General features: G+C 62.5%; 1 protein-coding gene. It reads left to right on the forward strand.

From position 1 onward, the window contains the following. Positions 1-1,060 (forward strand): terminase gpA endonuclease subunit (locus CAG11_RS32985; RefSeq protein ID WP_178081836.1); only part of this gene is annotated, 1,060 nt, incomplete at both ends.

Raw genomic sequence — 1,060 nt, forward strand, 5'->3', positions numbered from 1 at the left:
CAAGATCATCATCGGCGGCACCCCGACCATCAAGGGGCTGTCGGCAATCGATGCTGAGCTGGAGCTGTCGGACAAGCGTATTGGCCTGGTGCCGTGTCACGAATGCGGGCAGGCCCACGCGCTGAGCTTCGAACACCTGCACTGCGATGAAGACCCGCACTATTTCCATGAGGTCTACGGCAAGCGCCGTCCTGAAACGGCGTTCTATGTTTGCCCGCATTGCAGTGCCATCTGGGATGACCACCAGAAGAACGCGAACCTTAAGCGCGGGCGCTGGGAAGCGACCGCCGAGTTTCGCGGGATCGCCGGCTATATCATCAACGAGCTGTATGCCACGTTCCACGGCTCCCGCTTCGAAGTGCTGATGGAGAAGAAGCTGCAAGCCGAGCATGCCGCATCGAACGGGAACATTGGCCCGATGATCGCCTTTACCAACAGCTCGATGGGTGAAAGCTACGAGTACAAGAGCAACGCGCCCAAGACCGACGACCTGGAGAAACGCGCCGAGCCCTATGCCGAGCTGACCGCACCCAAGGGCGTGCTGCTGGTGACGGTGGGTGTAGACGTCCAGGGCGACCGCCTGGCCCTGGTGATTGTCGGCTGGGGCAGGGGGGAGGAGTCCTGGCGGTTGTACTGGGGCGAGTTGCCGGGCAACCCGATAGACCCCCATGACCCGGTCTGGTCTGAGCTGGACAAGATCATTTCCACACCGATTCCGGTGGATGGCGGCGCCCAGATCGCAGTGTCGGCGGTCAGCCTCGACAGCTCGGACGGCAACACCAGTGACGCGGTGTACACCTACGTGCGAGACCGCCAGCGCTTCAACATCATGGCGATCAAGGGCGCGTCCATCGACAGCCGAGACCGGGAGATCTTCACCAAGCCGGCGCAGTCCGCAGACACCACCCAGGACAACACGAAGGCCGCCAAGTACGGGCTGCGGGTGTTCATCATTGGCACACACAAGGCCAAGACGCTGATCGATGGCCGGATGCGGCTCACCGGCAGCGGGCCCGGCCGGATGCACTGGTACAGCGAGATCCGCGCGGACTATTACGAG

It is taken from the genome of Pseudomonas sp. B6(2017) (assembly GCF_002112765.1).
Lineage (GTDB): Bacteria > Pseudomonadota > Gammaproteobacteria > Pseudomonadales > Pseudomonadaceae > Aquipseudomonas > Aquipseudomonas piscis.